The organism is Oecophyllibacter saccharovorans (assembly GCF_006542375.1).
In the GTDB taxonomy this organism is placed as follows: domain Bacteria; phylum Pseudomonadota; class Alphaproteobacteria; order Acetobacterales; family Acetobacteraceae; genus Oecophyllibacter; species Oecophyllibacter saccharovorans.
This window is the reverse complement of the sequence record NZ_CP038143.1, coordinates 1,475,233-1,501,312: the sequence shown is the minus strand read 5'-3', so window position 1 is coordinate 1,501,312 and position 26,080 is coordinate 1,475,233. Positions and strand designations below refer to the sequence as shown.

The 26,080-nt window shown below is 65.6% G+C and carries 20 protein-coding genes; 5 read left to right on the top strand and 15 right to left on the bottom strand.

Features of this window, described 5'->3' with window-relative positions; genetic code table 11:
• Positions 1-18 precede the first annotated feature (18 nt).
• From rpiA to tkt, 7 genes are all read right to left on the bottom strand, one after another.
• Entirely contained in the window at positions 19-705 is a 687-nt protein-coding gene (gene rpiA, locus E3E11_RS06440) for a ribose-5-phosphate isomerase RpiA (protein ID WP_141452198.1), read from the bottom strand.
• Between the two features lie 143 nt (positions 706-848).
• Positions 849-1,598, bottom strand: coding sequence for a 6-phosphogluconolactonase (gene pgl / locus E3E11_RS06435; protein ID WP_141451667.1), 750 nt, complete (start codon positions 1,596-1,598; stop codon positions 849-851).
• A 43-nt stretch (positions 1,599-1,641) separates the two neighbouring features.
• Positions 1,642-2,487, bottom strand: coding sequence for a Cof-type HAD-IIB family hydrolase (locus tag E3E11_RS06430; protein WP_141451666.1), 846 nt, complete (start codon positions 2,485-2,487; stop codon positions 1,642-1,644).
• A gap of 72 nt (positions 2,488-2,559) precedes the next feature.
• A complete protein-coding gene (gene gnd, locus E3E11_RS06425; protein ID WP_141451665.1) occupies positions 2,560-3,591 on the bottom strand; it encodes a phosphogluconate dehydrogenase (NAD(+)-dependent, decarboxylating) in 1,032 nt (343 codons plus the stop codon).
• A 4-nt stretch (positions 3,592-3,595) separates the two neighbouring features.
• Positions 3,596-5,332 carry a bifunctional transaldolase/phosoglucose isomerase gene (locus E3E11_RS06420; RefSeq protein ID WP_141451664.1) on the bottom strand — a complete coding sequence of 579 codons (1,737 nt, stop codon included), beginning with the start codon at positions 5,330-5,332 and terminating at the stop codon, positions 3,596-3,598.
• Positions 5,333-5,379: 47 nt separating this feature from the next.
• The gene (locus E3E11_RS06415; RefSeq protein WP_141451663.1) at positions 5,380-8,325 is read right to left on the bottom strand and encodes a bifunctional transaldolase/phosoglucose isomerase; all 2,946 of its coding nucleotides are present in this window, start codon (positions 8,323-8,325) and stop codon (positions 5,380-5,382) included.
• A 115-nt stretch (positions 8,326-8,440) separates the two neighbouring features.
• Complete coding sequence (tkt, locus tag E3E11_RS06410; RefSeq protein ID WP_269203635.1) at positions 8,441-10,762, bottom strand: transketolase; 2,322 nt, start codon at positions 10,760-10,762, stop codon at positions 8,441-8,443.
• Positions 10,763-11,006: 244 nt separating this feature from the next.
• On the opposite strand from tkt, the gene E3E11_RS06405 reads away from it, so the two are divergent.
• Genes E3E11_RS06405 through E3E11_RS06390 form a run of 4 tightly spaced genes read left to right on the top strand, consistent with a single transcriptional unit; the run spans position 11,007 to position 14,565 of the window.
• The gene (locus E3E11_RS06405; protein ID WP_141451662.1) at positions 11,007-11,555 is read left to right on the top strand and encodes an ankyrin repeat domain-containing protein; all 549 of its coding nucleotides are present in this window, start codon (positions 11,007-11,009) and stop codon (positions 11,553-11,555) included.
• A complete protein-coding gene (gene hisC / locus E3E11_RS06400; protein WP_141451661.1) occupies positions 11,552-12,715 on the top strand; it encodes a histidinol-phosphate transaminase in 1,164 nt (387 codons plus the stop codon). Before E3E11_RS06405 ends, hisC begins: the two co-directional genes overlap by 4 nt.
• The gene (locus E3E11_RS06395) at positions 12,712-13,968 is read left to right on the top strand and encodes an aminopeptidase (RefSeq protein WP_141451660.1); all 1,257 of its coding nucleotides are present in this window, start codon (positions 12,712-12,714) and stop codon (positions 13,966-13,968) included. The genes hisC and E3E11_RS06395 overlap by 4 nt, the downstream gene beginning before the upstream one ends.
• 36 nt (positions 13,969-14,004) lie before the next feature.
• Complete coding sequence (locus tag E3E11_RS06390) at positions 14,005-14,565, top strand: hypothetical protein (protein WP_231118867.1); 561 nt, start codon at positions 14,005-14,007, stop codon at positions 14,563-14,565.
• On the opposite strand, the gene E3E11_RS06385 is transcribed toward E3E11_RS06390, so the two are convergent.
• Positions 14,551-14,901 (bottom strand): hypothetical protein, encoded by a 351-nt coding sequence (locus tag E3E11_RS06385; RefSeq protein ID WP_141451659.1) that lies wholly within the window; start codon positions 14,899-14,901, stop codon positions 14,551-14,553. The two genes, E3E11_RS06390 and E3E11_RS06385, sit on opposite strands and share 15 nt — an antisense overlap.
• Before the next feature lie 599 nt (positions 14,902-15,500).
• Here E3E11_RS06385 and E3E11_RS06380 point away from each other — a divergent pair.
• Positions 15,501-16,259, top strand: coding sequence for a response regulator transcription factor (locus E3E11_RS06380; RefSeq protein ID WP_141451658.1), 759 nt, complete (start codon positions 15,501-15,503; stop codon positions 16,257-16,259).
• Positions 16,260-16,322: 63 nt separating this feature from the next.
• Here the strand turns inward: E3E11_RS06380 and glmM are convergent, their stop codons facing one another.
• From glmM to E3E11_RS06345, 7 genes are all read right to left on the bottom strand, one after another.
• Complete coding sequence (gene glmM, locus E3E11_RS06375; protein WP_141451657.1) at positions 16,323-17,708, bottom strand: phosphoglucosamine mutase; 1,386 nt, start codon at positions 17,706-17,708, stop codon at positions 16,323-16,325.
• A 193-nt stretch (positions 17,709-17,901) separates the two neighbouring features.
• On the bottom strand, positions 17,902-19,815 hold the full coding sequence (ftsH, locus tag E3E11_RS06370) for an ATP-dependent zinc metalloprotease FtsH (protein ID WP_141451656.1): 1,914 nt from the start codon (positions 19,813-19,815) through the stop codon (positions 17,902-17,904).
• A gap of 175 nt (positions 19,816-19,990) precedes the next feature.
• A complete protein-coding gene (tilS, locus tag E3E11_RS06365; protein ID WP_141451655.1) occupies positions 19,991-21,232 on the bottom strand; it encodes a tRNA lysidine(34) synthetase TilS in 1,242 nt (413 codons plus the stop codon).
• Positions 21,233-21,261: 29 nt separating this feature from the next.
• A complete protein-coding gene (locus E3E11_RS06360; protein WP_141451654.1) occupies positions 21,262-22,200 on the bottom strand; it encodes a tetratricopeptide repeat protein in 939 nt (312 codons plus the stop codon).
• 261 nt (positions 22,201-22,461) lie between these two features.
• Entirely contained in the window at positions 22,462-22,962 is a 501-nt protein-coding gene (pal, locus tag E3E11_RS06355) for a peptidoglycan-associated lipoprotein Pal (RefSeq protein ID WP_141451653.1), read from the bottom strand.
• A 376-nt stretch (positions 22,963-23,338) separates the two neighbouring features.
• The gene (gene tolB / locus E3E11_RS06350; RefSeq protein WP_141452195.1) at positions 23,339-24,721 is read right to left on the bottom strand and encodes a Tol-Pal system beta propeller repeat protein TolB; all 1,383 of its coding nucleotides are present in this window, start codon (positions 24,719-24,721) and stop codon (positions 23,339-23,341) included.
• Between the two features lie 228 nt (positions 24,722-24,949).
• On the bottom strand, positions 24,950-26,080 hold the full coding sequence (locus tag E3E11_RS06345) for an energy transducer TonB (RefSeq protein WP_231118866.1): 1,131 nt from the start codon (positions 26,078-26,080) through the stop codon (positions 24,950-24,952).

The following is a 26,080-nucleotide window of genomic DNA, read 5'->3' as shown; positions in this document are numbered from 1 at the left end:
CAGGCGTCGGTTCGCTGCTCATGGGGTCCATTGTTCGATCTCCCTGTCTGTTGCCACCACCACATCGGTGGCCATGCATGGAAACAACCCGTGTTCCACGACGCCTACAGCGCCGTCCAGCCGGGTCGCAAGTTCTTGGACATCCTTGATGGGACCGAAATCGCAATCAAGGATCAAATTGCCGTTATCCGTCACGGCCAGGTCACCGTTGGGGCCGCGGCGGGGGGAAATGAGTTTCGCCCCCAGCTGGCCCAGCACCACGGAAGTGCACTGCCAGCCGAACGGCACCACCTCCACCGGAACGGGCGTCCTGGCACCCAGACGGTCCACCGGCTTGGTGAAATCAACCATCACGACAAAACGCTTTGCCGCGCGCGCAACGATCTTCTCGCGCAGCAGCGCGCCCCCCAGCCCCTTGATGAGATGGAGGCTGCCGCGCTCCACCTCATCAGCGCCGTCGATCGCCATGTCGAGCACCGGATGGGTGGCGAAATCGGTCAGGGGAATGTTCAGCGAGCGGGCCAGCGCCTCGATCGCATTCGAGGTGGGGATGGCCTTGATGTCGAGCCCCTCGGCCACGCGCTCGCCCAGGCGCTCGACCATGAAGGCCGCCGTGCTGCCGGTGCCCAGCCCCACGATCATCCCGGGCTCCGCCAGGTCGGCCGCAGACCGCGCAGCCAGGCGCTTGCAGGCGTCAAGGCTCATGACCCCGGCCTCGGCAAGCGGGGAGACGGCTTGCGCCGTTTCCGCTGTCTCCGCGGCCGGGGGGGCGGTCATAAGGACGTCTGTCATAAGAAATGGCTCATAAGTGGTGAAGTCTGCAGCCTTCCCGTCAGTACCCGCGCAGGTTACGGCGTTTCGCCGGCTGCCGCCCGGTCGGCCAGAATGAGAATCCGCCCGTCCGAGGTGACATGAGCCGCCGGAATGGACGGATCCCCCTCACGCAGGCGCTTGAGCATCGGCACCTTGCCTTTGCCCGTGATGAGAAACACCACGAGATCGCTCGATGCAAGGGCCGGATAGGTCAAAGTCACGCGTTCATGGGGAACATGGGTGGGCGCGGCGGTGGAAACCCAGAGATTTTTCTCCCCGAGCACCGGCTGGTCGGGAAAAAGGGAGGCCGTGTGCCCGTCAGGCCCCAGCCCCAGCATCACCACGTCAAAAAGCGGGCGGCCCTTCTGCAGCACGTCACTGCCGTAAGCCTTCTGCAGCGCCTGCTGGTACAGCGCCGCATCCTGGGCAGGCGTGCCTGCGGTGGGAACGGGGTGCACCTGGCCTGGCGGGATGGGCACATGCGAAAGCAGGGTCTGAAGCGCCATGGTGTGGTTGCTGTCGGCATGGCCTGCAGGCACGTGGCGCTCATCGCCGTAGAACAGCTCGACGCGCTTCCAGTCGATGCGCCCGGCCATGTCGGGGCGGGCCAGGATCTCGAACAGGCGCTTGGGGGTGGAGCCGCCTGAAAGGGCGATCCGCGCCACCGGCGCGCCTGAAGCGAGCTTGCGGCGGATGGCCTCGATCAGGATCTCGGCCATCTTTTCGGCAACGGCGTCATTGTCGGGCAGGATCTCGACTTCCGCATGGCGGATATCAGTGGTCACGTTGGGCACTCCCCTCTTCGGTCATGACGGCAGGGCCGGGCCTTCAGCCGACCTGCACGCGGGGCATAATGAACTTCTCGACCGCTTCTGCCCAGCCGTTCTGTGCATTGCTGCCCGTCACTGCCTGCGCATAGGCCTTGACAGACTCGGGCGACTGCCCCATCGCGATCCCAAGCCCCGCCTCGCGCAGCATGCCGATATCGTTGGGCGCATCGCCCAGGGCCGCCACTTCGCTGAGAGGCACCTTGTAGAGCCGCGCCAGGTCAGCAAGCGCATTGCCCTTGTTGGCGTCAGGGGCGGTGATGTTGATGCGGCACGGCATGGAGCGGGCGATGGCGGCAAAACCGCCGAACTGCCCCACCAGCCAGCCGTCAAGACTGGCCACCACCGGCGCTTCCACCCCCATGGCCACCACCCGGTTGATGCCTTCGACATGGTCGGCAAGGTTGGCAACCTGGGTGGGCACCAGCCCGCTGCTCTCAGCCTCCTGGCGCACGAGCGGCGTCTGGGCGTCGCGCACCAGCCACTGCGTGTCGTTCTGCAGCCAGGTTTCCACCGGCTCGCTCTCAAGCGCATTGATCAGCAGGCGCGTGACTTCCGGCTGCAGGAAGAGGTTCTTGTCCACCACGCCGTCCGCCTGAAAGAGCGCCCCGCCATTGAAGGCGGCGCACGGCCCGGTGATCTGCAGCGCTTCCATGATGCGCAGCAGGGCGCCGGGCGCACGCGCGCTGCACAGGGCAAGCCCCACGCCTGCCTGCTGCAGCTTGCGCGCTGCAGCAATGGTCTGGGGCGTCAGCTGCCTGTCGGGGTCGAGAAGGGTGCCGTCCACATCGGTCACCACCAGGCGGATGGGGGCCTGGGCCGGGCTGGTCTCTGTTGCGCGCGTCATGTCCTCAACCTTTCCGGGGCTCGTCTCTTGTGCTTCTTGTTGCTGGCCTTACTGGGGGCCGCATTGGCGGGCTCACTTGCGCTCGACATGCCCGCCGAAGCCGAAGCGCATGGCTGAGAGCGCCTTTTCGGCAAAGGTATTGCCGCTGCGCGAGCGGAAACGCGCAAACAGCGCGGCTGTCATGACAGGCACCGGCACGTCCTCTTCAATCGCCGCCTCGATCGACCAGCGCCCTTCGCCTGAATCGCTGACCTCGCCGCTGAAGCCGGTCAGGTCATCGCTGCGCGCCAGGGCCTCGGCTGTGAGGTCCAGAAGCCATGAGGACACCACGCTGCCGCGCCGCCAGACTTCGGCCACATCGGCCAGGTTGAAGTCATAGCGCTCGTTTTCGGGCAGGCGCATGGAATTCTTCGATTTCAGCACGTCGAAGCCTTCGGCATAGGCCTGCATGAGCCCGTATTCGATCCCGTTATGGATCATCTTCACGAAATGCCCCGACCCCGCCTTGCCGCAATAGAGATAGCCTTCCTCGGCGCGCGCGTTATGGGTGTGGGGCTTGCGGTCAGGCGTGCGGGGGATGTCCCCCCTGCCCGGCGCCAGGGCCTTGAGGATGGGGTCGATATGTTCCGCAGCTTCGGGCGCGCCTCCATACATCATGCAGTAGCCGCGATCGAGCCCCCACACCCCGCCTGAAGTGCCGACATCCACATAGTCGATTCCCTTGGCAGCCAGCTCTTCGGCGCGGCGGATGTCGTCCTTGTAATAGGTGTTGCCGCCATCAATGATGATATCGCCCTTGCCAAGCAGGTTGCCCATCTTATGGACGGCATTTTCCGTGACCTCGCCGGCCGGCAGCATGATCCAGACGATGCGGCGCTCCTGGCTCCCGCTGCCGTCCTTGCCGTTGCCTTTGCTGGCGCCCAGCAGCTCGACCATCTCCTCATAGGTGGCAGCGCCCTGCGCCAGGCCCGGCTCACAGCGGGCGACGGTCTTTTCAGTCACTTCCGGGGTGCGGTCATGCAGGACGACGTCATGGCCGTGACGCGTCAGGCGGACAGCGATGTTGCTGCCCATCCGTCCCAGACCGATTATCCCGATACGCATATAATCAACTTCCTTTCAGAGCGGTTTTCAGGTCCCTCTCCAGCTTCTTCAGCCCCTCCTCCAGCGGCCCGCGGATATGCACCCGCAGCGCGCGCCGGTCACGCGCGGCCAGCACGTCGAAATCCCCCCGCGCCTGCGCCGCCTGCACCACCCCGAACGTGTAGGGATGGCCCGGGATCTCCAGGTCTTTGGCCTTGTCGGACGTCACCTGCAGGAACACCCCCGTGTTGGGCCCGCCCTTGTAGGCCTGGCCGGTGGAGTGCAGAAAGCGCGGCCCGAATTCAGCGGCTGTCGCCACATGCAGGCCGTCGCGCAGCATGTGCCGCACCTCCTGCGCCCAGGCGATGTGGCCGGGCGTGCGGGCGATATAGGCAAGCAGACCCACGTAATCGCCAGGCTTCACGCGCTCAAGCTGCGCCTTGAGGAGCGATACCGCGTCCAGGCGCCCGCCTGCAGCCTTGCTGAGGGCTTCAGCGTTTTTGGGGTTGGCGTAGAAAGCAAGGTCTCCGTCCACCGCAAACGGCTCTTCAGGGGGGAGCTTGCCTGTTTCCCCGTAGGCTGTGGTCAGCTTGCGCGTCTCGACCTTGCTGAACTCCACGTCCGGCTGATCAAACGGGTCGATCCCAAGCTCCACACCCGCCACGGCGGTGGCGAACTCGAACAGGAAGAAAGCCTGGCCCAGCTGCAGCAGGTCAGCCAGCTGGATGTCGACCACCGGGAAGCCCGCCGCCTCCAGGGGCTTGAGCTTGGGGTTGGGCGCTTCACCGGCCAGGCGCAGATCAACGAAGAAACGGTCGCGGCCGTAAGCTTCCGGCCCGCTCAGCGCCTCAGCGTCGATCGGCACCAGCCCCTTGCCTATCTTGCCGGTGCTTTCAGCGATGAGCTGCTCAAGCCACGCGCCCACGGCTGCAAGCTTTTTGCTGCCGACATAGGTGACCTTGTCACAGTCAAGGCGGGTGGCCGCAACGCCCAGCGCCAGGCCGAGTTCCACGCCTGGATTGACTTCTGGCGGCACGTTGGTGCAGGCCTCAGCCATCAGCAGGGCATTCTCGAGCAGGCCGCGCACGTTGTAACCCGCAGCCGCAGCAGGCACCATGCCGAAGGGCGACAGCACAGAATACCGGCCGCCGATCTGCGCATTGCCAAAGAAAATATGCCCGAACCCGTGTTCCTTCGCCGTCTTCTCCATCGAGGAGTTCGGGTCCGTCACCGCAACAAAATGCGCCCCGGGCGGCTTGCCCAGCGCCTTCTCAGCGGCAGCCCAGAAATAGGCAAACAGGATGTTGGGCTCCAGCGTGCTGCCCGACTTGCTCGAGACGATGAACAGCGTCTTGGCCAGATCCACTTTGGCAGCCATTTCCGCCACCTGCTCGGGGTCCGTGCTGTCGAGCACGTGCAGCTCAGGCCAACCCGGAACATGGCCGAACACTTCCTTCAGCACCTCAGGGCCAAGGCTGGAGCCCCCCATGCCAAGCAGCAGAACGTCCGTGTAACCGCCTGCCTTCACGTCACGCGCGAAGTCTTCATATTGCTTGATGTGCTCAAGCCCGTCGCGCGGGGCAGACAGCCAGCCCAGCCACTCCCCTTCCTTGCCGCCCGTCCACACCTTGGGATCGCGTTCCCAGATGCGCTGAACGCGCTTGTCGCGCGCCCAGCTCTGCAGGGCAGCGGTTACGCCCGCAGCCACCTGCTCGGGAAGAGCGAAAGAGAGGGAGAGAAGTTTGTTACCAGGAACGGACATATGACATGTCTCCACAACTGCAGGCCGAGCGGCAGACTCTGACTCGGTCAGGAACCGCGTACATGATCTGCCTCTTTCAAAGCGATTTGAAGGGCCTGTGACAATTTTTTCAGCCCCTCCTCCAGCGGCCCGCGGATATGCACCCGCAGCGCGCGCCGGTCACGCGCGGCCAGCACGTCGAAATCCCCCCGCGCCTGCGCCGCCTGCACCACCCCGAACGTGTAGGGATGGCCCGGGATCTCCAGGTCTTTCGCCTTGTCGGACGTCACCTGCAGGAACACCCCCGTGTTGGGCCCGCCCTTGTAGGCCTGGCCGGTGGAGTGCAGAAAGCGCGGCCCGAACTCGGCCGCTGTCGCCACATGCAGGCCGTCGCGCAGCATGTGCCGCACCTCCTGCGTCCAGGCGATGTGGCCGGGCGTGCGGGCGATATAGGCAAGCAGCCCCACGTAATCGCCAGGCTTCACGCGCTCAAGCTGCGCCTTGAGCAGCGATACCGCATCCGTGCGCCCGCCTGCAGCTTTCTCGAGGGCTTCAGCGTTTTTGGGATCGGCGTAGAAGGCAAGGTCTCCGTCCACGGCAAAGGGTTCCTCGGGCGGGAGCTTGCCGGTCTGCTCACAAGTTGAAAGCAGCTTGCGGGTTTCGACCTTGCTGACTTCCACATCAGGTTGATCGAACGGATTGACCTCCATCATCGCCGCTGCCACGGCGGTGGCGAACTCAAACAGGTAGAAGACCTGTCCCAGCTGCAGCAGGTTATCCATCTGGATTTCATAGCTGGGGTATTTCTCATCCACCCAAGTGGGAGCCATCGATAGATCGTCAACCTCCAGCAAGGCCTTCAGCTTGGGATCCTGCGCTTCACCCGCCATGCGCAGATTGATGAAGAAACGGTCTTCGCCATATTTGTCAGGCGCACCTGGGGCTTCGCCTATGATCGGGATCAGAGCTTTGCCCTGCTTGCCGGTGCTCTCGGCAAGCAGCTGCTCAAGCCAGGCCCCCACAGCCGCCAGCTTGCCGCTGCCCACAAAAGTCACTTTGTCTCTGGAGGAGGATCTGCCGACACACCCCAGGCCTTTTCCAAGACTTAAAGCATCCCAAGCGTCTTCGGGGTTGCACCGGTCGGCCATCAGCAAGGCATTCTCGAGCAGGCCGCGCACGTTGTAACCCGCAGCCGCAGCAGGCACCATGCCGAAGGGCGACAGCACAGAATATCGGCCGCCGATCTGCGCATTGCCGAAGAAAATATGCCCGAACCCGTGTTCCTTGGCTGTCTTCTCCATCGAGGAGTTCGGGTCCGTCACCGCAACAAAATGCGCCCCGGGCGCCTTGCCCAGCGCCTTCTCAGCCGCAGCCCAGAAATAGGCAAACAGAATATTGGGCTCCAGCGTGCTGCCCGACTTGCTCGAGACGATGAACAGCGTCTTGGCCAGATTCACTTTGGCAGCCATTTCCGCCACCTGCTCGGGGTCCGTGCTGTCGAGCACGTGCAGCTCAGGCCAGCCAGGAACATGGCCGAACACTTCCTTCAGCACCTCAGGCCCAAGGCTGGAGCCGCCCATGCCAAGCAGCAGAACGTCAGTGTAACCGCCCGCCTTCACGTCACGCGCGAAGTCTTCATACTGCTTGATGTGCTCAAGACCATCGCGCGGGGCGGACAGCCAGCCCAGCCACTCCCCTTCCCTGCCGCCTGTCCAGATCTTGGGATCGCGTTCCCAGATGCGCTGGATCAATTCATCGTCTTCGCAATCCGGAGTGAAATAGCAACAACTCGCTGTTTCCTCGACCCAGAGAGGATAGGCATCCTTACAGGAAATGAGCTTCGGGGCGATCGGCTCGCTGATGCCCAGGACTTCCATGCGCCGGGCTTCCACAGCGTCCAGCAATGTCTCAAAAGCCTTCTCGAAGGCCGTGCAGCCTTCAGCCAGGAGCTTTTCAGACATTTTCGGCAGGTCAAGCCCCAGCCGCTCAGCCTCGGCGATGACCGCACGCGCCGCCTCCACGTCGCCAGGCAGGCTCTGGCGCACCGTGCCGTGATCGCGGAAGGCCGCCAGCGTGACAGGCGGCAGGGTGTCGACCGTATGGGCCCCGATGAGCGCTTCGACATATTTGGTGTCGCTGTAGGCCTTGTCCTTCGTGCTGGTGCTGGCCCAGAGCAGGCGCTGGGGCTGCGCACCCTTGGCCGCCAGAGCCGCCCAGCGCGGGGAGGCCAGGACCTCCTGCAGATGCGCGTAAGCCAGCACGCCGCAGGCCACCGCCACCTTGCCGCGCAAGGCCTTCAAGGCTGCGCTGTCAGGGTCGCCTTCGGCCAGGCGGCGGTCGATCTCCCCATCCACCGCGCTGTCGATCCGGCTGATGAAGAAGGACGCCACGCCTGCAACCTGTCTGATGTCCTTGCCCCTGGCGACACGCTGTTCCAGCCCGCGCAGATAGGCCTCGAGCACCCGCGCGTAAGTCGCAACCGAGAAGAGCAGCGTCACGTTGACGTTGATCCCCTGCGCGGTAAGGGTTTTCGTTTCTTCTACCCCTACATCGGTGGCAGGCAATTTGATCATCAGATTGGGGCGGTCAACCGCCTCCCAGAGACGGTGAGCTTCCTGCTCGGTCTCCCAGCTGTCATGGGCCAGAAAAGGGGAAACCTCGAAGCTGACATAGCCGTCACGGCCTGACGTGGCCTCATAGACCGGCTTGAGCACTTCGCACGCGCCGCGGATGTCCTCGATGGCCAGGCGTTCATAGATCTGCTCACGCCGCAGGAGCTTGTCCTCCTGCAGCAGGCGGGCGATCTCAGGCGCATATTCCTCGCCCTGGCCGATGGCTTTTTCAAAGATGGCCGGGTTGGAGGTCACGCCCGTGATCCCGTCCTCCTGCACCAGCCTGTAGAGATCGCCGCTGGCAATGAAGTCGCGGCTGATGAAGTCCAGCCACGGCGCCTGCCCGCAGCCAGCCAGGCGCTTGAGCGGGTTGTCGGTTCTGCCAGCAGACGCTTCAGCCATTGCAGCCTTCTCCTTCATTTCATTGCCCCTCAGGCTGCCGCAGGACAGGCGCGCCTGTCCAGTGCCCCGGCCCCTGTTTCCCGGCTCGTGTTTCAGGCGCCTGTTTCAGGCCGTCTCAATCCTGATCCTGATCTGTCTCTTTCTGCTCAGCTTCCTTGCGGGCCGCTTCTTTCGCCCGCAGCTCGGCCAGCAGGCGCGAGCCCCCGCACTGCATGCCCGCCTGGGCCAGCTGGCTGTGCGGGTCATGCGCTCCTGCAGCCTGGGCCCCCGTATCCTGAGCCTGAGCGGCCGGCGCGCCCTCCCCATGGGGATAAGGGCAACTTCTCGCTTCAGCGCGGGGCTTTTCGGGCGGGCGGTGGGCTGCGATCTGGGCGCGGGCGGCCTTGCAGATATTGTCCACCGTGAAGCCGTACTGCGCCATCAGCTCAGGGGCTGGAGCCGAGACGCCGAAATCGCGCATGGCGATCATGGTGCCTTCAGGCCCCACGTAGCGATCCCAGCCCAGCGGCGCGCCCATCTCCACCCCGACGCGCGCCTTGACAAAGGGCGGCAGGACAGAACGGCGGTAGATCTCCTCCTGCGCTTCGAACAGCTCCCAGCTCGGCAGCGACACCACGCGCGCGCGCACCCCTTCAGCCACCAGGCGCTCATAGGCAGCCACCACCAGCGGCACTTCAGAGCCGCTGGCCATCAGGATGACCTCGGGCCGGTTGCCGCCCGCATTGGCCAGCACGTAACCGCCCATCGCCAGCAGGGAGGCAGGCGCATATTTCGTGCGGTCAAGCGTGGGAACCGCCTGGCGCGTGAGCGCCAGCGCCACGGGGCCGGTGTCATGCTTCATGACCACCCGCCAGGCTTCAGCCGCCTCATTGGCGTCAGCGGGGCGGATGACGGTCAGGTTGGGGGTGGCGCGCAGCTGGGCGAGCTGCTCGATCGGCTGGTGGGTGGGGCCGTCCTCGCCCACGCCGATGGAATCATGGGTGAATACATAAGTGACCGGCAGCCCCATCAGCGCAGAAAGGCGGATCGGCGGCTTCATGTAGTCGGAAAAGATCATGAAGCCGGCGCAGAAACTGCGCAGCCCGCTCAGCGCCATGCCGTTGCAGATCGCCCCCATGGCCTGCTCGCGCACGCCGAAACGGATGTTGCGCCCGCCGTAAGCGCCGCCCCACCGGGGCGGCTGGAAGTCACCGCCGCCCTCAATGGTGGTCTTGGTGGAAGGCGCGAGATCGGCCGCCCCGCCCACCATCCACGGCACGGTGGCTGCGAGCGCGTTGAGCGCTGCGCCCGCACTCTGGCGGGTGGCCATCCCCTTGGGGTCGGCAGGCCAGTGCGGCAGGATCTCCTCCCAGCCGCGCGGCAGCCGGCCTGAAAAGATCATGTCCAGCTCGGCCGCTTCCTGCGGATAGGCTTTGCGGTAGTCAGCGAACATCTTCTCCCAGGCCTGGTGGCGGGGCGTGCCGCGCGCAGACAGCGCCCCGGTGACATGTTCGCGCACGCCCTCAGGCACGTGGAAGGGCGGGGCGTCCTCAGGCCAGCCGTAAGCGCGCTTGGCCCCTTCCAGCTCGGCAGCTCCCAGCGGCTCGCCATGCGCCGAGGCCTTGCCCGCCTTGCCGGGCGCGCCGAAGCCGATCACGGTGTTGATGATCACCAGGCTCGGCCGCGACGTCTCCTGCCTGGCCGCCTGCAGCGCATCAGTGACCGCGCGGACGTCCTGGCCCTGGGCAACCTCGATGACATGCCAGCCGAAGGCCTTAAAGCGCGCGCCGACATCTTCCGTGAAGGTCTGGGCGATGTCGCCTTCGATTGAGATGCTGTTGCGGTCGTAAACCCAGGTCAGGTTGCCAAGCTCCAGATGCCCGGCCAGGGAGGCTGCCTCGCTGCTGAGGCCTTCCATCATGTCGCCGTCGCCCGCAAAGGCCGTCACCCGGTAGTCGAAAAGCCTGAAGCCCGGGCGGTCGTAACGCGCGGCAAGCCAGCGCTGGGCCATGGCCATGCCCACCGCATTGGCACAACCCTGCGCCAGAGGCCCGGTGGTGACCTCCACGCCGGTGGTGTGGCCGTATTCAGGATGGCCGGGCGTGCGGGAGCCGAGCTGGCGGAAATTGCGGATGTCCTCAACAGTGAGGGCGGGCGCGCCCGTGGTCTTGCCGTCCACCGCTTCTTCAATGCCTGCCAGGTGGATCATGGCGTAAAGCAGCATCGACACATGGCCGCCCGAGAGCACGAAGCGGTCGCGCGCCGGCCAGTGGGGGGCGGCAGGGTCATAGACCAGGTCATTGGCCCAGAGCGCATACATGGCAGGCGCCAGACCCATCGCGCTGCCCGGATGGCCGGACTTCGCCTTCTCCACCGCATCCATCGACAGGGTGCGGATCGTGTCGATGGAGAGTTTCTCCAGTTTATCCGGCTCGCCCTGCTGCTGATCGTGCTTCACTGTCGCCACTTTTCCTGTTGAGTAACTGTATTGATATCAGGGGGCTGATTGCCGCCCGTTGCGCCCGGGGAGCCAGATCCCCTCACGCGGCCCGGAGTCACCCCGATATCAAGAGGTGGCCCGAAGTGCGGCGGGACGCAATGGGCTGGAGGTCTCTTTGAGCCATATTTAAGCCATGTTTGGGCTTTTTCCCTCCGGCGATCCTGCCTAGAATAAGCCTTTATCCGCAGCAGGGGTTCTCCACATGACGCAATCCGGCACGGGGCAGGCGGCACCGAGTTTCACGCCCGAGCAGATCACCGCCCTGTTTTTCGAAGCCGCGCGCAGTGGCGATACCGAGCTTCTCGGCCAGTTCCTCGATGCCGGCATGCCCGTCAACAGCGCCGATAGCGCCGGCTACACCCCGCTGACGGTCGCAACCTACAACAACCAGCTTGAAGCCGCCCGCCTGCTGCTGCAGCGCGGCGCAGACCCTGAGGCGCTGGACAACAAGGGCGCCTCAGCCCTGGCAGGCGTGGCCTTCAAGGGGCTGGAGCCCGTGGCCGAGCTGCTCATCGCCCATGGCGCCGAAGTGGACCGCCCCAACCATGCAGGCAGGACGCCGCTGATGTTCGCCATCATGTTCGGGCGCGAGAACATGGCCCGCCTGCTGCTGCAGCACGGCGCAGACCCCGAGCGCACGGATATGGACGGCCTTTCAGCCCGCGCCCTGGCCCAGCGTCAGGGGTTGAAGCTTTTTGAGGACCCGGCCCCGGAAAGTCCTGCTGTAAACAACAGGGCCACGCCCGCATGAGCCGGTTCTGGAACAAGCGCGTTCACGCCCTGCGCCCCTACGTGCCGGGCGAGCAGCCGTCAGCGCCCATGGTCAAGCTCAACACCAACGAATCCCCCTACCCCCCAAGCCCCCGGGCCCTGGCTGCCATCCGCGACGCCGCTGACGAAAACCTGCGCCTCTACCCCGACCCCGAGGCCACGGCCCTGCGCCAGGCCATTGCCGCCCGGCACGGGCTGGGGGCTGAAAACGTCTTTGTCGGCAACGGCTCCGACGAGGTTCTGGCCCATGCCTTCCGCGCCCTGCTGCAGGACAGGGGGCCGGCCCTCTTCGCCGATGTCACCTACGGCTTCTACCCCGTCTACTGCGCCCTTTACGACCAGCCCTACCAGGTCATCCCCCTGCGGCCTGACTTCTCTCTCCATGTGGAGGATTATGTGCAGCCCAGCGGCGGCATCGTCATCGCCAACCCCAACGCCCATACCGGCCTGGCGCTGCCTGCAAGTGCGCTTGAGACCCTGCTGGAGGCGCAGCGGGAATGCACGGTCATCATTGATGAGGCCTATGTGGATTTCGGCGCGCAATCGGCAGTCGGGCTCATCAAACGCTTTGACAACCTGCTGGTCGTGCGCACCCTCTCCAAATCCTCAGGCCTGGCCGGGCTGCGGGTCGGCTACGCGCTGGGCGCGCCCGGACTGATCGAAGGGCTCAACCGCGTCAAGGACAGCTTCAATTCCTATCCCCTCTCCCGCACCTCCCAGGCAGGCGCCATCGCCGCCACCCAGGATGTTCAATGGTTGCAGGAAACAGTCAACCGCATCGCTGGCACGCGTGACGCCCTGGCTGAAACGCTGGCCCGCTCAGGCTTTGAAGTGCTGCCCTCGCGCGCCAATTTCCTGCTCATGCGCCATCCCGCCCAACCGGCCGAAAAACTGGCAGGCGACTTGCGCGATCGCGGCATTCTCGTCCGCCACCTCTCCGACACGCCGCGCCTGCAGGACTGGCTGCGCGTGACCATCGGCACGGAGGATGAATGCCAGGCGCTGGTGAAAGCGCTCCACGAGATCCTCCGCGACATGCCGGTGTCGGAAGGCGAAACGGCGCGCGACCCGGAGCCTGCACCGGACTCCGCGCCTGAAACGGCCAGTGAACCCCCAGCTGCAAGGACCCCAGCACCATGACGGACGCCCTTTCCCACGACCAGCTTCTCGACCGCCTGGGTGAAGTCGCTGTGCGGGTGGGGCTGAACCTGCAGCCCGGCCAGCAGGTGGTGCTTTCGGCCCCGCTGGACGCTGTGCCGCTCGTGCGCCGCATCACCGAGCACGCCTACAGGGCGGGGGCCGGTCTGGTCACCACCCTTTACAGCGATGACGTCACCACGCTTGCGCGCTTTCAGTACGGCACGGAGGCCAGCTTTGACACGGCAGCCGCCTGGATGGGCGAAGGCGTGGCGCGCGCCTTCAGGGAGGGGGCTGCGCGCCTGGCGATCACCGGCGGCGACCCCACCCTGCTTGCAGGCCAGAACCCCGAGCACCTGTCGCGCGCCAGCCGTGCGGCCAGCCGCGCCAACCGCCCGGCGATGGAGCTCATCAGCCAGTTTGCAACCAACTGGTGCATCGTCGCCAACGCCACTCCGGCCTGGGCGGCGCAGGTCTTCCCCGACCTGCCGCCGGATCAGGCGTTGCAGGCCCTGTGGCAGGGCATCTTCAGCGCCTCGCGCGTGGACGGGCCTGACCCGCTGCGCGCCTGGAAGGACCATGACGCCACCCTGCTTGCACGCGCGCGCATGCTCAACGAGGCCCGGTTCGACGCGCTGCATTTCAGCGGCGAAGGCACGGACCTGCGCATCGGCCTGGCAGACGGCCACCACTGGGCCGGCGGGGCGGAGACGACGCGCAGCGGGCTGGTGTGCAACCCCAACATCCCCACGGAAGAGGTGTTCACCACGCCCCATGCCCGGCGCGTCAGCGGGCGGGTCAGCAGCAGCAAGCCATTGTTCCACCAGGGCGCGCTGATCGACGGCATCGAGGTGCGCTTTGAGGAAGGCCGCATCACCGAGGCCCATGCCAATACGGGCAATGACGTGCTGCAGCGCCTGCTCGACACCGATGAAGGGTCCCGCCACCTCGGCGAAGTGGCGCTGGTGCCGCATTCATCGCCCATCTCCAGAAGCGGCATCCTCTACCGCAACACCCTGTTTGACGAAAACGCCGCCAGCCACATCGCCCTGGGCCAGGCCTATGCCAAATGCCTGGTGAACGCCGAGGGCCAGACCGAGGCCGAGCTGGCCGAGCGCGGGGCCAACCAGTCGCTCATTCATGTTGACTGGATGATCGGCAATGCGACAATCGACGTTGACGGCCTCAAGGACGGGCGCGTCACCCCCCTCATGCGCAATGGCGAGTGGGTCAGCCCCGCTCACACCAACGCCTGACGCGCCTGCCCCCACCTTCAGCCGGAGTCGCACGCCATGACGGATACAACGGATACACACGCAGCTCCCCCCACCTCAGCTGCCGGCGCCAGCACCAGTGAGGGCGCCCGCCAGGTTCGGCTGGTGCCTGAGAGCCTGCCGGCCCTCGACATCCTCACCCTGGCCCAGGAAGGCAGGATCCTGCGCGCCGAACGCGAAACCCCGCCTGACGGCGTGCCGGTCTTCGTCACCCGGGCCGGATGGGACGAATTGCTCAGCCATCACGGCAAGGGCGAGCCGGAAGAGAAAGTGGCCCTGACCAAGTTGCTGCCCGCACTGGAGCAGATCTCAGCCCGCCTGCTGGCCCAGGCGGCTGAAGCGAGCGAGCATCACGCCAAGCCCGCTGCGCAGGAGAACGCGCCCAAAGCCCCGCCTTCGATCTTCACGCTTGAAAGCGATCTCTTCCCCAGCGACCCGCAGACGCGCCTGGTCCTGGTGCGCGACCGCACGCATCCTGTCGTCTGCGCCCTGCTCGGCACGCCGGCCCAGCTGGCCACGCTGCTGCCCGCCCAGCCGCATGGCGGAAACCCGCCGGCTGACCCGTCACACCCTGGCTGAATCACGCTGGGGCGCGCAGACCGGCTGGCGCGCCAGGTAGTAGCGGCGGAACATGTCCTTTTCCAGCGTCGCCTTCTCCAGCGCCTTGCGGGCCGCAACGATTTCGCGCCGCCCCTGGGGCAGCCAACGGCCGAACGCCTCCACCATCTCGTCACTGGCGGCCGGATGGCTGGCCTTGTGCTGAGCTGCCAGCAGGGCTTCCTCAGCACCCACCAGCTGCGCCTCAGCCTTGGCTTCCGCCTCGGCCAGCTCCACGTAAAGCTGCTCGATCTCTGATAATTCAGAAGGCAGTTCAGGGGACAGTTCAGCCGGGCTGGGGGGTTTTCCTGCGCTCATCTTCCGGACCTCTTCTCATCGGGGGTTCTTTGGAACTTCTGTGTGGGCTGACTGTAGCGGAGCCAGGCGGCAAGCTGAACCGCCTGGGCGCGCCCGCACGTCAATAAATCCGTACGTCCCTGCAGAAGATCTGCAAAAGATCCGCCGCCGAAAAAACAGGGGCTGAAGGACCGTGGATGAAAATTGCGCTAAAAAAACAGTACCTTTCTATTCCTATTTGAAAGCTCTTGCTGTATGTCCTGCCCCATCGCCGGTCGTCGTGCCGGAATCCGGGTTGCATGGGCACAACCGCTTCACAACCTGCACCACCCTTAACTTCTGCAGAGGTTGTCCCTTTTGGCCTTTAAAACATACCAGATATGCGCTCAGCACGAGTCGCGCGCACCTTGCGGAATTTTCAGGGTTTTCGGCAGGAAAGCTGACCTGAGCAGTCATGAATGCCTGCTCTAGAAAGCTGACAAAATATTTAAAGAAAATGGTGGTTTTCCGTGGGGTTCCACCCTTCACAAGGGTGCATCCGAGCCGTTAAAAACAATCTCGGGTTGCATTCGAAAAATAATAAGCTTTAGATCATCTTCATTGATGTGGGAGAAACCAACATGCTTATCCTGATTGTTGAAAGCGATCCTTCAGCTGCCGCAGCCCTGACCAAGGCGCTGCGCCCCACGGCCTGTCAGATCGAAGCCGTCTCTACCGGCACTGAAGCCCTGACCATGCTGCAGCGTTATGATTTCGATCTGCTGATCACTGAAATGGCCCTGGCAGACTGTGACGGCGCCAGCCTGATCAAGCGCCTGCGCCGGGCGCATATCGACCTGCCCGTGCTCGTGCTCTCGGAGGTTGTCACCACTGAGGCTCAGCTGAGCGCGTTTTCGGCCGGCGCTGACGATTACGTCACCAAGCCCTATGACCGCGAAGTGCTGGCAGCCCGCCTGCAGGCCCTGTTCCGCCGGACGCGCGGCTTCTCCGAGCCCCGCCTGCATCTCGGCCCGCTGGAGCTCAACCTCGAGGCCCGCATGGCCACAGTTGACGGCACGCCCCTCAGCCTGACCGGCAAGGAATATGCCATTCTCGAACTGCTCGCCGTCCGCCGCGGCACGGTTCTGACCAAGGACACCTTCCTCAACCATCTCTATGGCGGCATTGACGAGCCGGAAATGAAGATCATCGATGTCTTCGTCTGCAAGCTGCGCCGCAAACTGCAGAAATTCGGCATCGACCACCTCATCGAGACCGTCTGGGGCCGCGGCTATGTCATCCGCAATGAAGACCCCCACTCTGCCACGGCCGAGCATGAAGAAGCGCGCGATGTACCGCTGCCGACCCTGACCAAAAAAGCCGTGAAGGTCATGCACTGATCTGGCTGCTGCTTCACCGGGCGGCTCTGTAAGTAAAAACCAGCCAGCGTGGCGAGAGACTGATCAGGCGGTGATCAGCCCCTCGATGCGCTGGCTGACTTCTTCCACCACCTCGCGCACCAGCGCCTCATCCCGCGCTTCAACCATCACGCGGATAAGCGGCTCCGTGCCGCTGGCGCGCAGCACCAGCCGCCCGCTGTCGCCCAGCCGCGCCTCGGCCCATTGGCAGATGGCCGGCAGATCAGGGTGCTGCATGGGGTTCGCACCCTGGTAGCGGATGTTTTTGAGCAGCTGGGGATAAGGGCTGAACATCTGGCAGACCTCGCTTGCAGGCGCGCCTGTCTCCACCATGACAGCCAGAACCTGCAGGGCGGCAAGCAGCCCGTCGCCTGTCGTGGCGTAATCGGACAGCACAACATGGCCTGACTGCTCGCCGCCCAGATTGCCGCCGCCTGCACGCATTCTCTCCACCACGTAGCGATCGCCCACCGCCGTGCGGTAAAGCTCCAGGTCGTGTTCGCGCAGGCAGGCTTCCAGCCCCATATTGGACATCACGGTTGCCACCACTTCCGCCCCGTTGAGCTGGCGGCGCTTTTTCCAGGAGGTGGCGATCAGGGCCAGGATCTGGTCGCCGTCAACGATCTGGCCGTTCTCATCGACCATCAGCAGGCGGTCCGCATCGCCGTCCAGGGCGATGCCGCAATGTGCACCGTGCTTGCGCACCGCCTCCTGCAACGCCTGGGGATGGGTGGAGCCCACGCCGTCATTGATGTTCAGCCCGTCAGGGCTGCAGCCGAGGCGGATGACTTCAGCCCCGAGCTCCCACAAGGCTGCGGGCGCCACGCGGTAGCCCGAGCCATTGGCGCAGTCGATGACGATCCTGAGCCCGTCCAGTCGCAGCCCGCGCGGGAAGGACGCCTTGACGTTCTCGATATAGCGCCCTGCCGCGTCATTGAGGCGCGAGGCCTTGCCGATCCGGTCGGGGGTGGCCAGGCGCGCGGAGATGTCCTGGCCCATCAGATTTTCGATCTCAAGCTCAACCGCGTCGGAAAGCTTGAAGCCGTCAGGGCCGAAGAGCTTGATGCCGTTATCGGTATAGGGATTGTGCGAGGCCGAGATCATCACGCCGAGATCAGCGCGCAGCGAGCGGGTCAGAAAGGCGATGGCAGGCGTGGGCAGAGGGCCGACCAGCGTGACATCCATGCCGGCCGAGAGAAACCCCGCCACCAACGCGCATTCGATCATATAGCCTGAAAGCCGCGTGTCCTTGCCCACAACGACCGTATGGCGGTTCTGGCGCCGGCTGAAATACAGCCCTGCAGCCTGGCCGAGCTTCTGGGCCACTTCCACCGTCATGGGCCAGGCATTGGCCGTGCCCCTGATCCCGTCCGTGCCGAAATACGCCCGCTCGCCCACCGGTTCCCCCACCTGACTGCCCGCCTTTCCCATTGCCGTGCTCCCCACTTTGCCCCTCAAACAACCCAACGGCACCTTATCGGACGGCAGGGCCCGGTTTGGCAACACCGTCGCGCCCTAGGCCGGAAAATTTCCCACCCCCTACATATTCTCCGGCAAACAGACAGGCCCGCCCCCTGGGGGACGGGCCTGCGTCTGTCTTTGCCTCAGTGAAAAGACCTGCCGCTCAGGCCAGCTGAGTGCCGGCCGGAAAGCCGTCGTCGTTCCCTTTTGAGAGACGCGGCGGCGCAGAGCCCTCCAGCGTGCCGGACGGCGGCACGGAGCCGCGGCGGCCGCTGAAAACCTCCACTTCCCCCTCGCGCCGGTCCAGCTCTTCGCCGCGCAGGATCCGCGCCACGTCATCGCCGGTCAGCGTCTCGTATTCCAGCAGAGCGCCGGCCAGGCGGTGGAGGTCATCGATATGGGTCAGCACCAGCTGGCGGGCCTGGGCATAGGCTTCGTCAACCAGCTTGCGGACCTCCTCATCCACTTCCTGGGCCGTGCGGCCGGAAATGGCTTCGCGGTCATCATAGGCAACCATGCCCAGCTTGTCGCTCATGCCCCATTGCGAGACCATGCGCCGCGCGATGTCGGTGGCGCCCTTGATGTCGCCCGAGGCCCCGGCACTCACCTCCTCATGGCCGAAGATCAGCTCTTCGCCTACGCGGCCGCCCATAGCGGTGACCAGGCGGGCCAGGCACCATTTGCGGCTGTAGGAGATGTTGTCCTTCTCAGGCAGGGTCATGACCATGCCCAGCGCCTGGCCGCGCGGCACGATGGTGGCCTTATGGATGGGGTCGCTGCCCTCTGAATAATAGGCGCACATCGCATGGGCCGCTTCATGATAGGCGGTGGTGCGCTTCTCCTGGTCGGTCATGACCATGGAGCGGCGCTCAGCGCCCATCATGACCTTGTCCTTGGCCTTCTCGAACTGGTGCATGGTCACGCTGTTGCGGCCCTCGCGCGCAGCGAACAGCGCGGCCTCATTGACCAGGTTGGCAAGGTCAGCGCCCGAGAAGCCGGGCGTGCCGCGGGCGATGACGCGCGGATCAACGTCCGAGGAAAGAGGCAGCTTCTTCATATGCACGCGCAGGATCTTCTCGCGCCCGCTCACGTCAGGATTGGGCACGACGACCTGGCGGTCGAAGCGGCCCGGGCGCAGCAGAGCGGGGTCCAGCACGTCAGGGCGGTTGGTGGCGGCGATGAGGATGACGCCCTCATTGCTCTCGAAGCCGTCCATCTCCACCAGCATCTGGTTGAGCGTCTGCTCGCGCTCGTCATTGCCACCGCCAAGCCCCACGCCGCGGTGGCGCCCCACGGCGTCGATCTCGTCGATGAAGATAATGCAGGGGGCGGATTTCTTGCCCTGCTCGAACATGTCGCGCACGCGCGAAGCGCCCACGCCCACGAACATCTCCACGAAATCAGAGCCCGAGATGCTGAAGAACGGCACGTTCGCCTCGCCCGCAACCGAGCGGGCCAGCAGGGTCTTGCCGGTGCCGGGCGGCCCCACCAGCAGCACGCCCTTGGGGATCTTGCCGCCAAGGCGGGTGAATTTCTGCGGGTCCTTGAGAAAATCGACGATCTCCTCAAGCTCGGACTTGGCTTCGTCAATGCCGGCCACATCGGCGAATGTCACGCGGCCCTGCTTTTCATTGAGCAGCTTGGCGCGCGACTTGCCGAAGCCCATCGCGCCCTTGGCCCCGCCGCCATTCTGCATCTGGCGGAAGATCATGAAGCCCAGCCCCAGCATCAGCGCCAGCGGCAGATAAGCGCCGATATAGCGCATGATCGGGCTCTCGTCGCTCTGGGGCGGCTGGGCCGTGACCTCGACGCCCGCTTCCGTCAGGCGGTGCACCAGCGAGGGGTCGAAGGGCGCGTAGGTCGCAAAGGACTTGCCGTCCGTCAGCTCGCCCGAGATGTTCTGGTCCCGGATGGAGACGGTCTTCACGGCGTGCTCGCTCACGTCATGAAGGAATTCGGAATAGGTGATCTTCTCGACCGCCTTGTGGCTGCCGCCGGGCTGCAGGGCGGTCAGCATGACGATTGCGGTCATGACCACAACCACCCAGATCGCAACGTTACGGCTGATGTTTTTCATACTTCTCTCAACAATCCTGCAGGGCCCTGCCCGCCCCCAAAAAGGGGCGCTGAAAACAGGACCTTTTTGCTCTGGTCCAGTTTTCTAAACATAAGCAGCTTTCGCCCGCTTCCCACCCCTGAAACGCAAGAAAAGCGCCTGGTATGGGCGTTTTCTCCCCAAAAAACCCGCCCCTTCAGTCCAGCAGGCGCGCCCCGGTCACCGGCACGCCGCTCTCCCATATGAAGGAGACGGCAGGGCGGCCGCTCTCTTGCAGCCCCCGCATGCCGGCCGGCACCGCCACCAGCCGCCCTCCCTGCCAGATCCCCGGCAGGGCGGCCAAGGCAGCGCGGGGCACGAAAGATTCAGGCGCGGGAGATTTCAACTGGGCGACGTGCGAGCCCAGCGGGGCGCACAGGAGCGGTGCGCGGGCCTCCCCCAGGGGCTCGGGCCCCGCCACGTAGCGCCAGCGACCGGCCCAGAGCAGCTGGTCCGTGAGCGGCACGGCTGGCAGGCCCCGCCCCTCGCGCACGAGATGCCAGCGCCCCCGCCGCGCGCCCAGCACTGCACCGCCCAGGCTGCCGCCCCCGCGTTGCAGCAGGGCAGCAGTGGCCTGGCGGGAAGGCGGATAAGCCTTGCCGCCCACCAGCCGGACCAGGCGGCGCAAAGCTGAAACCGCCAGCGCTTCCCCCCCTGCCTGCAGGAGGCCTGGCGCAAGCGACACCCAGCCTTCAGGCTCCCAGCGACAGGCCTCAGCCAGCAGGCCAGCGACCGCCCTTTCCTCGGCCCCGGCTTCGCTGAGGGCGCGGTCGCGCAGGTCGTGCAGGTCCTGGCGCTGTGAGGCCCCCAGGTCCTGGCGCACCCGCACGCGCTCAAAGCGCCGGTTGTGGTTGGAGGGGTCTTCACACCAGGGCAGGCCGGCCTGGCGCAGGGTGGCGCGCAGGCGATAAGGGCTGATCCCGAGCAGGGGCCGCAGCACAGCGACCCGCCCGCGCAGCGCGCTCGCCGCCATGGCCTGCAGGCCCGGCCAGTCGCTCCCGCCCTGCTGGCGCATCCAGAGCGTTTCTTCCTGGTCGTGGCGGTGATGGGCCAGCAGCAGCGCCGGCGCGCCTGCCTGCCAGGCGGCTTCCTCCAGCCGGGCCAGGCGGTGCTGGCGCGCGCGTTCCTGCAGGCGGCGTGTCCCCAGCCCTTCCAGCACCAGGACCCGGCACGCAATTCCGCAGGATTGCAGGCGTTCGTAGGTCAGCCGGGCTTCCTGGGCGGCTTCAGGGCGCAGGCCGTGATCAACCGTGAAGGCCAGCACGCGCCCGCCCCAGCGATGGGTCAGCCAGGCCAGCGCCATCGAATCGGCCCCGCCTGAAACCCCCACCGCCACGGGCAGATCCAGCACTTTAAGAAAATCCGCCCCGCAGCGCGTCATCAGCGCGGCAAACTCCACTTCTCCTACAGGCTGGGCATCTGCAGGGTTCAGGGACAGGCAGCCCGTTTGCGGAAGGCTTTTTCAGAGGCTTTCACGCTGGCAGAAGCTGCGGGGAATTCCTTCTGCAGCTTGTCGAGCGCCTGGCAGGCAGCGCCCTTGTTGCCCAGCGCCAGCATGGAGGCCGATACCCCAAGCAAGGCGCCAGGCGCACGGGCTGATTTGGGGGCCTTGCCGTAAGCGTCATAATAGGCGACGGCGGATTGACGGTAATTCTTCTGCCCTGCTGCTGCCTGCGCCTCCACATAGAGCGCTTCGCTGCGCTCGGCAGAGCTGTGGCTCAGGCTCTGCGCCTGCTGGGCTGCAGACAGGGATTCGGCGTAATGATGGCTCCTGAGGGCCGTGCGGGCCGCCTGGAGGAACTGCGCTGCAGTGCGCGGCGTTTCCTCAGCGCGGGGGGCCGGTTTTTCCACCGCGGCCGGGGCGCGGGCCGCACGCGGGCTCTCAACCGCTGCCGCACCACCGCCCAGCCCACCGCCGCCACCGTTCTGGGCGGCAAACTGCATGTCGCCGATCTGCTTGGTCACATCAGCCTGGTTGCGGTGCACCTCATTGGTCAGCTGCTCGAGCTGGCCCTGCATCTGGCGCACCTGGTTTTCAAGCGAGGTGACGCGCGTCAGCAGCTGGGCGGTGAGAGAGCCTTCCGTTTCCACGCCCTCACCGGACTGGCGGCGTGCGGCACGGCGGCTGGAGCGGGGCGCTGGCGATTCTGCGGGCGCATCCAGATCTTCCCCGCCGGCTGGCATGGCTTCCGGCTGGCCCAGGCTCTGGCCGTGCTCGCGCGCAAGCTCCTGGTGCTGGCGGAGGATTTCGTCACGCGTCAGTTCCTGGGCCTGGGCCGGAAGCAGAACGGACGGAGAGACTGAATACATCAGCGGGCCCACGACCAGGGCCAGACCGGCAAGGCGGAGAGGAAAGGAACGCATCATGAGACGGATTTCCCGAACGAAGGTCATAAAAGTCACAGCGCAGCTTCAACAGGGTCATTCACCAGGCGCACCTCCAGAGGCAGCCCTTCGCAAAGCCCTTACCCTGAAAGCAAGAAAACCGGCTCCCTGCAAGGAGGCCGGCTTTCTTTTCATGAAACCTGGTCATGAACCCTGGCTGCCAGGAACCTCATTGCGGGTTGCCCGGGCAGGCACGCAAGCGCGTCAGAACGCTTCACGCCCGCCCGGACCAGAACCCGGTTCTTACTGAACAGAGGTGATGGCGTTACGGTTCTGGGCCCACGCATCCTGGCTGTCGCCGTCAACGGTCGGGCGATCCTTGCCGTAGGAGATGGTGGAGATGCGGCTGGGCGCGATCCCCTGCGCCTGCAGGTAGTTGCGCACGGCATTGGCGCGGCGCTGGCCCAGGGCGATGTTGTATTCCTGGGTGCCGCGGTCATCGCAGTTACCGGCGACCAGGACGTTGACCTGCGGATAACGCTTCATCCAGGCCGCCTGCTTGTCGAGCGTCTCGCGCGCCTCGGGGCTGAGCGTGTTCTGGTTCAGGGCGAAATACACCCGGTCCCCTGCCGTGGCGACCAGATCGGCCTCACTTCCGGGAACGGGCGCATTGCTCGTCATGCCGGAATTGTTGCCGTTGCCGCTTCCGTTGCCGCCCTCGCCGGTGCTGCTGCTACAGGCTGCAAGAGCCAGCCCCAGCGCCAGAGCGGTCATCGTCCTCACACCAATTGCCTTAATTGTCATGTCTTCTACCTTGAAGTAAGCCCACAACTTTCGAAATCGAAATTGGGTGGGTTTTAAAGAAGGAAACACGGTCCAGTTGAAATGTTTCCAGTCAGAACGGACATGTCTCTACTTCCGGCCTAATCCCTCAGCAAGTTATCTGTCAAGCAAGCGCGGGGCTCTCTTTTGGAATCCTGCTGTTCTACCGGGAAATGGCGTCAGATATGTCACACTTTTTCCTGACCGGGCCTCTCCTGAACCGGGTTTAACGAAATATAGTGCCCGCTTCTTGTGGTTGGGCTTCTTGGCGCTGGCGGGTTGTTGGCGCCCCTGCTGGTACCACCCCCGCCCCGCCAGCCAGGAAGCCGCGCAACGGGAGTGGCACCAAAAAGCGTTTTTATTTGTTGCGGAAAGGCGACCACGCGGGGTCGGAAGCGCCGGTGCTGGTCGGCAGTTCATGCTCGTTGAAGCCCGCAACGTCGATCACGCCCAGGCGCGAGCTGAAGCCGGCCCCGCCGCTGCCCGAGGCGGACTGGCGGCAGAACACGATCGCCCGCCCGTTGGGCGCAAAGCTCGGGCTTTCCACCGTGAAGCCCTGGGTCAGGATGCGCTCGCCCGTGCCGTCAGGGTTCATCACGCCCAGCGAGAAGGCGCCGTGATTGATGCGCGTGAAGGCGATCAGGTCCCCGCGCGGCGACCAGACGGGCGAGCCGTAATGGCCCTGGCCGTAGGAGATGCGGTGCGCCCCGCTGCCATCGGCGTTCATGATGTAGAGCTGCGGGCTGCCACCGCGGTCGGAGTTGAAGACGATCTGGCGGCCGTCAGGGCTGTAGCAGGGGCTGGTGTCGATGACGCCCGGAGCCGAGGTCAGGCGGCGGCGGCTGTGGGAGGCCAGGTCGATCGTATAGATGTCCGAGCCGCCATTGGGCGTGGTGACGGCCAGGATGATCGACTGCCCGTTGGGCGCGAAACGCGGCGCGTAGGAGATGCCCTCAAAGGAGCCCAGCAGGCTCTGCTGGCCTGAGCGCAGGTTGTAGAGGTAAACGCGCGGGCGGTTGTTGGCGTAGGACAGGAAGGCGAGCTGGCTGCCCGAGGGGTCGAAGCGCGGCTCGAGCGTCAGCCAGCGGCCATCGGTCAGCATGTGGGGGTTGGCGCCGTCCTGGTCCATGATGGCAAGGCGCGTCTCCTGGTGGCGGTGGGGGCCCGTGCGCGCAATGTAGGCGATGCGCGTGTTGAAGTAGCCGGGCTCGCCCAGGAGCCGCTCATAGATGACATCGGCGATGAGATGGGCGATCTGCCGCCAGTTGGCTTCAGAGGCGGTATAGGCCGTCCCCTGCAGCTGCTGGCCGCTCAGCACGTCCCACAGACGCATCTCGACGCGCACGCTGCCGTCGCCTGTCGCACTGCCGGCAACCGCGGCCCGCACGCCGCGCGCCTTCAGGGCAGCGAAATCAGGCCGGGCATTGGCAGGCAGGCTGCCGCCCGGAATGACCCGGAACAGGCCGGTGCTTGAAAGGTCATTGGAGATGACCTGCGAGATCCGGTCGCCCAGACCGGGGCCGAAATCGGGGATGAGGATGGGAATGGGCGCCTGGTGCGCCTGGTCCACCGTGATCTCCCCGGCGCCCTGGTCAGCGCCGGCTGACTGGGCGCGCGCACCGCCCGGCAGGGCGGCAAGCGAGGTGCCCAGCAATGCGGCCCCCGCCAGGCCGCGCCCCAGGACCGAGCGGCGCGTGAGCGGAAGCGGGGCCAGATGATCGGCCAGGTCCTGCGCCATCATGTCAGTGATCAGGGGGTCCGTGATCAGGGGCGGCGTGGAACGGGAAGACGAACGGGACATGAAGCAACCTCTGCAATCTACTGCACTCTGTGACACGCATCTGTGCCAGGCATTTGTGACAGGTTAAGGGCCACGCAGCTTTCTGCCTCTGCAGCGGCCGGGTAAAAACGGGCTATCCTACCAGCTGTCCCCCGCTGCAGGAAGATAGCCTGCAGGAAGAGCGGCCCCTCAGGGGCGGAACACGAAGCGGAACTGGCGCGTCTGGCCCAGCAGGCGCCTGGGCACCGGCAGGCGCGAGCAGGTCGGGCTGAGCACCGCTGAGCGGGCGCGCTCGGCCAGGACGCGGTAGCTCGGGTCACGGGCCATGCGCGCGGCTGTCTCGGGCGCGAAGGTGGCCAGGCGGGCCTCGCCGCTCGAATCCACCGTCACGATCAGGTGGGCGGTGAAGCTCGCATAGTTCTTGGCTGCGGTGTCCTCCTCGTAGCAGCGCCGCACCGAGCCGCCGATGGCCCGCTGCTCGCCCCCGCTCAGCGCGCGCGTGTCGCTGTCAGGCGAGCCCCCGCCTTTGGGCGAGCCGCCAGAATGGGGGTTGGCTGCCGCCCTGGCAGGGCGGGACTGCTTTTCAGACGAGCGGAAACTGTCGAGCGTGGCCAGCAGGGAATTGCTGTCCGCCTGGGTGTTCTTGGTCTCATGCGCCTGGGTCGTGTGCGAGGTGGTGCTCTTCTCGCTGGTTTTCTCGACGTGCTTTTCAGGCGCCTTCACATCCGCCTGCTGCTTGGCAGGCTCGGTCTTGGGATGGGTTTTAGGCTTGGGCGCGACCTCGCCCTTCTCATGCAGCTCCGCCTGCTGGTGCACCTGCGCCTTGGGCTGGTTGTGCACGGGCTTGGGCGTCGCTCTGACCGGCCGGGGCGGCGGGGGGGCTGGCGGGGGCGGTTCAGGCGGCTTGGGCGTGGGCGGCTGCGGAGCAGGCGGCTCAGGCGTCTCCTGGGGCGCGGGCGGCCTGGGGGACGGGCTTTTCTGCGCCGCATGGGGCTGGCCCGTTCCCTGCTGGGCAGGCACGGCAGCGCTGTCGAACACCATCTCCACCTGCGGCGCAGGCGGCGGGGGCGGCGGCATTTCACCAGCCGGCCACAGCAGCAGCGCCACCAGCCCCAGATGGGCCAGCACCGACACGCCGACGCCGACATGCTCGAAATGGCGTTCAGCCCCCGCCTCACCGTCCCTGGGCAGGATGGCCTGCGCCCTCAGCCCGTCGCGGGCGGCGCGGCCGTCGTCCCAATCCGCGCCGCGGCTGTAGAAGCCGGCGCGCGGGTCAGGCGGGTCAGAGGGGGAAGGCGTGGAATAGCTGGGCGGAAGCAC